Origin of the sequence: Dankookia rubra, assembly GCF_004355005.1 — a bacterium.
In the GTDB taxonomy this organism is placed as follows: Bacteria; Pseudomonadota; Alphaproteobacteria; order Acetobacterales; family Acetobacteraceae; genus Paracraurococcus; species Paracraurococcus ruber_A.
In genome coordinates, this window is record NZ_SMSJ01000065.1 from 22,345 (window position 1) to 28,792 (window position 6,448).

Consider the following 6,448-nt stretch of genomic DNA (forward strand, 5'->3'; position numbering starts at 1 on the left):
CCCAGGCCGTGCGCAGCATGGGACGAAGCGTCGCGCGCCGTCTAGAAGCGCTCGGCGCGGTAGGGCTCCGGGCTGACGAAAGGCGCCTCGCCCGTCATCAGCTCGGCCAGCAGCCGGCCGGTGGTCGGGCCGAGCGTCAGGCCCTGATGCGCATGACCGAAGGCGCACCAGGCGCCGGCCTGGCCCGGCAAGGGACCGATGATCGGCAGCATGTCCGGCGTGCAGGGCCGCACGCCCATCCAGGGCGTCGCCTCCACCCGGTCCGCCAGCGGCAGCAGCGCCCGCGCAACCGGCTCCGCGCGCTCGAGTTGCACCGGCGTTGGTGCGGCATCGGTGCGGGCGAACTCGGCGCCGGTGGTCAGCCTGATGCCGGCGCGCATCGGCGCCAGCAGGAAGCCGCTTTCGGTATCGAGGATCGGGCGGTGCAGCACCGCATTGCCGCGCAGCCCGTAGTGCATGTGGTAGCCGCGCTTGCCGAAGATCGGCGGCGCATAGCCGAGCGGCCCGGTCACCTGCCCGGCCGCGGCGCCGAGCGCCACGACCACCTCCGCCGCCTCCGCCGGGCCGGCTTCGGTTTGCACCTGCCAGCCGGCGCCGGCGCGGTGGAGCGTGGTGGCGTCGCCGATGGCGAACCGCCCGCCCTCGGCCGTGAACATGCCGGCATAGGCGAGCGTCAGCGCATGCGGGTCGCTGACCGAGACCGGGTCGGTCCAGTGGATTGCCCCGGCGCGTTCGACCAGCAGGGATGGCTCGGCCGCGGCCAGCGCCTTGCCGTCCAGCGCGGCGAAGCCGATGCCGTAGTCGCGCCGCGCCGTCTCGGCCTGGTCCAGCGCCGCGGCCAGTCCCTCGGGCCGGGAATACAGCCGCATCCAGCCGATCGGCCGCAGCAGCGCCATCGCCTCGGTGCCGGTCGCCAGGGCATAGTGCTCATCCAGGCAGGTGGCGATCAGCCGGGCATAGGCCTGGACCGCATGCAGGTAGCGCGTCGGCTCCGAATGCCACCAGTAGCGCAGCAGCGGTGAGACGAAGCCGGGCAGCGCCAGCGGGTGGTAGGAAACGTCCGTCGCGCGATTGGCCACGATCCGCCGCAGTTCGGCGAGCGCCCGCGGGAAAGGGTGCGGGTAGACCGCCTCCCGCTGGATCAGCCCGCCATTGCCGAAGGAGGCACCCTCGCCCGGGCCGCGGCGGTCGACCAGCACCACGTCGTAGCCGCGGCGCCGCAGGTGCAGCGCGACCGAGACGCCGACCATTCCCGCGCCGAGCACGATGGCAGATTGGGTCATGCGCGCGGTCCGTCGCCTTTGGATGATGGCGAGAATGCTGCGGGGCAGCATGCAGCGCGTCAACCCTGCCCCGTGGCGGGGGGCGCTGGTGGGCGCGCCGCGGCGCGTCCAAGCTGCGCCGATGGAAGCCCATCCCATCCTCTTCGTCGCCGGGCTGCTGGCCGGGGCGATGAACGCCGCGGCCGGCGGCGGGTCCTTCGTCACCATCCCCGCCATGGTCTTCGTCGGCCTGCCCTCGGTCGTCGCCAATGCCTCCAGCACCGTGGCGCTGCTGCCGGGGACGCTGGCCAGCGCCTGGGCATGGCGGCGCGACTTCACCTCCTTCGAGGGCATCCCGCTGCGCACCCTGGTGCTGATCAGCCTGGGCGGCGGGCTGGTGGGCGCGGTGCTGCTGCTGGTGACGCCGCAGCGGGCCTTCGACGACATCCTGCCCTGGCTGCTGCTGGCCGGGACACTCGCCTTCGCCTTCGGCCGCCGGATCGGGGAGGCGCTGCGCCGCCGCGTGCGGATCGGGCCGGGCGTGCTGCTCGGCGCGCAGGTGCTGCTGTCCGTCTATGCCGGGTATTTCGGCGGTGGCGTCGGCATCATGATGATGGCGGTCTGGAGCCTGCTCGGCGAGGTGGACATCAAGGCGATGAGCGCCGGGCGCACGCTGCTGGTCAGCGCCGCCAATGCGGTCGCCGTGCTGTGCTTCGCGCTGGCCGGCCCGGTGCGCTGGCCGGAGACGCTGGTGATGCTGGTCGCCGCGGTGATCGGCGGCTATTTCGGCGCGGTGCTGGCGCGGCGCGTCCCGGCGCCCTGGCTGCGCGGCTTCGTCGTGGCCTACAGCACGGCGATGACCGTGGCCTTCTTCTGGCGGGCCTGGGCATGACGGGAGAGGCACGGATGGAGTTCCTCGGCCAGCCGGAGCCCGGCGCGACGCGCCCCTTCAGCCGCGCGGTGAAGGCCGGCGGCCTGGTCTGGGTCTCCGGCCATTCGGCGCCGCACGACCCGGCGCGCGGCATCCATCGCGGCGCCACCCCGGCGGAGGAGGTGCGCAACGCGCTCGGCTTCATCGCCGGGCTGCTGGCCGAGGCGGGCAGCGGGCTCGACCGTGTGGTGCAGGTGACAATGCTGATCAGCGACCGCGCCGACTATGCCGCCTGCAACGCGGAATACGTGAAGCACTTCCCCGGCGGGCTGCCGGCGCGCCACACCGCGCTGTTCGGCGTGCCGACCGAGGCCCGCGTTGGCTTCGCCTGCATCGCGCTCGCGGACTAGCCTGCGATCGTCCTGAGTGGAAACACGCAGGCCGTGAATCGCTGGCCCACCAAAGCCTGGACCGCTGTTGTCCTGACACGGTCAGCGCCACATCGGTCCAGCCGCCGATCGTCCCGGGTGGACAGGCCCGGTCCGGCTCCTCCCGGCTTCGGCCATGCATTTGCGGCCGATGGTCCCGGCGAGGCGGGCGCCGGCCTTCCGTCAACCGCCGGACGGCGCCTCCTCCTCCGCCATCGCCGCGAGCTCGGCGGTGCTGAGCAGCAGGATGCGCCGTGCATCCAGCAGTTGCGGCGCCTGGTGCTGCAGCTCGTCCCAGCGGGCCTCGACCGCGTCCAGCGCGGCGTCGAGCGTCTCGAACCGCGCCTCCTCCGGCAGCGGGCGCCCGGCGCGCCAGCGCAGATAGACCGGACCCTGCAGGCTCATCCCCATCATCCCCCTTGCGGCCCGGCGATGCCCGGACGGCCCGGACCATAGGCAATCCGCGGCCGGCCGCGAAGCCGGGGGAGGCGCGGTCAGGATGCCACGGTGGCCGGCATTCCGGGCATCCCCAGCCGGCCGAGGCCTGGCAGCTTCAGGGCGGGCCGCCGCAGGTCGAACCCCGCCACCGCACCGAGGAGATTGACCTCGATCCCCTCGACCCAGCCCAGCGTCAGCCCGGCATAGCCACCGAGCGAGATCGCCAGGCCGGTGCCGGACGGGGTGCGGCGCAGCCAGCGCCCGTCATGCGGGTAGTCCTTGCCGATGGCGGTCGGCGGCAAGGAGACCGCGGCCTCCGGCACCGCGGCCAGCACCGCGGCGACGAAGGTATTGGAATTCGGGCCGGGCCAGGCACGGTAGTCGCCGCGCCTGCGCCAGGTGTAGCCCTCGATCGCGGCCTGCATCCGGGGAATCATCGCCGCGGCGGTAGCACCTTCCGCGGCGAAGATCAGTTCCGGGTTGCGGCCGAACCAGCGGCCGTCGGGCGCGAAGCCGTTCACCCGGATCGGGTCGCCCCAGGCGGTATAGTCGTAGCGGGTATAGGCCGCGGCGCCTGCGGGCTTCAGCACGATCCAGCAATGCACGGCGAAGATGCCGCGCCAGCGGACGGTCGGCGCGGCGAAGACGCGGACCACCGCCCCGGGCGTCTGGGTCGCGGGCGGCAGGTGGCCGATGCTGGACCGGTCGGCGCTCCACCAGTCGGCACCGATGCCGGTGCGTTGGTACAGCAGCGTTGCGATGCCGAGGGGCAGGAGGAAGAACAGGGCGAAAAGCAGCAGGGCGAGCTTGAGGACGGACATGCCGCACGGATGTTTGGCCGCGCTTGTCCCGCCGCAACCCCGTCGCCCGGGCCGGCAGCGCGCGGCGGCCATGCGGCCTGCGTGGCGGCGGGCCGGCCGCCGCGTTGTTGCCCCGACCAGGCGATCGTCGAATACTGCGGCCGATGGCCCGATCGCGGCCCAAGAGCCAGGAGGACGACCGATGGAATTCTACCGCGGCATGACCTGCGAGAACGTGACCCTCAAGGGCGACGGGGGCACCCCGGTCACCGCCTATGTCGCGCGGCCATCCGGCCCGGGTCCCTTCCCCGGCGTCGTGCTGGTGCACCACCTGCCGGGCTGGAGCGAGTTCTACATCGAGACGACTCGCCGCTTCGCGCATCACGGCTACATGGCGATCTGCGCCAACCTCTATGAGCGCGCGGGCGCGGGGAACCCGGACGACATCGCCGCCAAGGTGCGCGCCGAAGGCGGCATCCCCGATGCCCAGATGGTCGGCGATACCGCCGCGGCCGTGGCCTGGATGCGGGCGCAGCCGGGCCACAACGGCAAGGTCGGCCTGTTCGGCTCCTGCTCGGGCGGGCGGCACGCCTTCCTCTATGCCTGCCAGAAGCGCGACGTCGATGCCTGCGTCGATCTCTGGGGCGGCCGCGTGGTGATGGCGCCGGAGGAACTGAACGCGAAGACGCCGGTCGCGCCGATCGAGATGACCAAGGACCTGAGCTGCCCGCTGCTTGGCCTGTTCGGCAACGACGACCGCGCGCCGAGCCCCGAGCAGGTCGACCAGCACGAGGCCGCGCTGAAGCAGCAGGGCAAGGACTACGAGTTCCACCGCTACGACGGCGCCGGGCACGGCTTCTTCTACTGGCACCGCCCGCTGTACCGGCCGGAGCAGGCGATGGATGGCTGGGCCAAGGTGCATGCCTTCCTCGGCAGGCACCTGGCGCAGTAGGGGCGCGGCGCATGTGCACCTCGATCGTCGAGATCGCCCGGGCGGAGGGCATGGCGAAGCGCGGGGCGGACTGGTTCCCGCTGTCGCAGGCGGTGGTCGCCTATGACCACGCCCGGCATGCCCCGCTGGGCGACGTCATCACGCTCGACTTCCTCAATGCCGGCCTCGGCCCGGCGGCGCGGGCCGGGGTCGAGCTCACGCTGGAGACGGCGAAGGAGCTGCGCGCCGCGCTCGACCGGGCGATCGCCGCGGCCGAGATCGAGGAGGCGGAGGTCAGGGGCAAGGGCGCCGTGCCGCGCCTTGTCCGGTTGGGGTGACGCGCGCGGCCGGCTCAGCCGGCAGCCATGTGCGCCGCCATCAGCCGGAGCCAGGTCTCGGTGATGACGCCGTCCTCGACCGCCGCGAAGACCGGCGCGACCTCAAAGCGGTCCCAGGCGCCGTTCAGCACATAGGGCTCCTCGGCGACCCAGCGGTCCAGCGCCGCCCGGTCCGGGAAGTCGCAGAGCACGATGGAGCAGGTCATGGCGCCGTCCGGCCCGAGCATGCTGCCGGCGAAGCGGACCAGCCCCTGGCCGACCGCCGCCTGCATGCGCTCGAAATGCGCGGTACGCGCAGCCCGGCGACGGGCCGGGGCCTCCGCGTCGGGCTTGTCATGGGCGATGATGGCGAACAGCGGCATGGCTTGGTCTCCTCAGGGTGATGTCGAGGGGCTTTCGCGTCAGGCATCGGCGGCGATCGGCGCCTCGCCGAGCAGGCGCAGCAGCGACGGGATCTCGGCCGCCGACCGCGCCGCGCTGAACAGGAATCCCTGGGCTTCCACGCTGCCGGCCGCATCCAGCCAGGCCAGTTGCTGCTCGGTCTCCACGCCCTCGGCCGTCGTCTTGATGCCCAGCGTCCGGCAGAGGTCGAGGATGGCGTGGACAATGGCGGCGCTGCCGGGGTCGTTGCCAAGCTCGCGGATGAAGGACTTGTCGATCTTGACCTTGCGGAAGGGGAATTTGCGGAGGTAGCTGAGCGAGGAATAGCCGGTGCCGAAATCATCCATCGCAATGGTGATGCCGATCTGTTGCAGCTCGTGCAGCGTCGCCAGCACGTCCTCGCTCTCCTGCAGCAGCAGCGTCTCGGTGATCTCGAGCTCGAGCCGGTCCGGCGGCAGGCCCGAACGGTGCAGCGCCCCCATGACCAGGCCCATGATCCCTGAATCGGCGAACTGGGCGGGCGAGAGGTTGACCGCGACCTTGATGTCGGCGGGCCAATGCGTCGCCGCGGCGCAGGCGCGCGCCAGCACCACCTCGCCGATCTGGCCGATCAGGCCCAGCTCCTCCGCCGCCGGGATGAAGCTGTCCGGTGCCACCAGCCCGCGCGCCGGATGCCGCCAGCGCAGCAGCGCCTCGAAGCTGCAGACCCGGCGGGTGCGGATGTCGATCAGCGGCTGGTAGAAGACCTCGAATTCCTGCTGCACCAGGGCGCGCCGCAGGTCGGTTTCCAGCGCGTGCCGCGCCTGCATGCGGATGTTCATCTCCGGCTCGAAGAACCGGAAGGTCCCGCGCCCCTCGGTCTTCGCCCGGTACAGCGCCAGGTCGGCGCTGCGCAGCAGCCGGTCGGAATCGATCCCGTCCTGCGGCGCGATAGCGATGCCGAGGCTGGTGCCGATGACGATGCGGTTGCCCTCGATCTCGTAGGGCCGGCTGATCTCC

Annotated in this window: 9 protein-coding genes; 4 read left to right on the top strand and 5 right to left on the bottom strand. The window is 72.3% G+C overall.

Going from position 1 to position 6,448, the window contains the following annotated elements; all coding sequences use genetic code 11:
* Positions 1–41 precede the first annotated feature (41 nt).
* On the bottom strand, positions 42–1,283 hold the full coding sequence (locus E2C06_RS27230) for an NAD(P)/FAD-dependent oxidoreductase (protein ID WP_133291738.1): 1,242 nt from the start codon (positions 1,281–1,283) through the stop codon (positions 42–44).
* Between the two features lie 34 nt (positions 1,284–1,317).
* Between E2C06_RS27230 and E2C06_RS27235 the strand changes: the two genes are divergently transcribed.
* Together E2C06_RS27235 and E2C06_RS27240 are read left to right on the top strand one after the other, a co-directional pair.
* Entirely contained in the window at positions 1,318–2,154 is an 837-nt protein-coding gene (locus E2C06_RS27235; protein WP_241671496.1) for a sulfite exporter TauE/SafE family protein, read from the top strand.
* A 14-nt stretch (positions 2,155–2,168) separates the two neighbouring features.
* Positions 2,169–2,543, top strand: coding sequence for a RidA family protein (locus E2C06_RS27240; RefSeq protein WP_165982695.1), 375 nt, complete (start codon positions 2,169–2,171; stop codon positions 2,541–2,543).
* A gap of 201 nt (positions 2,544–2,744) precedes the next feature.
* Here E2C06_RS27240 and E2C06_RS27245 read toward each other — a convergent pair whose 3' ends face one another.
* Together E2C06_RS27245 and E2C06_RS27250 are read right to left on the bottom strand one after the other, a co-directional pair.
* A complete protein-coding gene (locus E2C06_RS27245) occupies positions 2,745–2,966 on the bottom strand; it encodes a hypothetical protein (protein WP_133291740.1) in 222 nt (73 codons plus the stop codon).
* Positions 2,967–3,055: 89 nt separating this feature from the next.
* Positions 3,056–3,820 carry a DUF3750 domain-containing protein gene (locus tag E2C06_RS27250; RefSeq protein WP_133291741.1) on the bottom strand — a complete coding sequence of 255 codons (765 nt, stop codon included), beginning with the start codon at positions 3,818–3,820 and terminating at the stop codon, positions 3,056–3,058.
* Positions 3,821–4,001: 181 nt separating this feature from the next.
* Between E2C06_RS27250 and E2C06_RS27255 the strand changes: the two genes are divergently transcribed.
* Together E2C06_RS27255 and E2C06_RS27260 are read left to right on the top strand one after the other, a co-directional pair.
* A complete protein-coding gene (locus tag E2C06_RS27255; protein ID WP_133291742.1) occupies positions 4,002–4,751 on the top strand; it encodes a dienelactone hydrolase family protein in 750 nt (249 codons plus the stop codon).
* Positions 4,752–4,762: 11 nt separating this feature from the next.
* A complete protein-coding gene (locus E2C06_RS27260) occupies positions 4,763–5,068 on the top strand; it encodes a DUF6295 family protein (RefSeq protein WP_193560512.1) in 306 nt (101 codons plus the stop codon).
* Between the two features lie 14 nt (positions 5,069–5,082).
* Here the strand turns inward: E2C06_RS27260 and E2C06_RS27265 are convergent, their stop codons facing one another.
* Entirely contained in the window at positions 5,083–5,430 is a 348-nt protein-coding gene (locus E2C06_RS27265) for a YciI family protein (protein ID WP_133291743.1), read from the bottom strand.
* 39 nt (positions 5,431–5,469) lie between these two features.
* Positions 5,470–6,448: putative bifunctional diguanylate cyclase/phosphodiesterase (locus E2C06_RS27270; RefSeq protein ID WP_133291744.1), on the bottom strand; the 979-nt coding region annotated here is incomplete at its 5' end.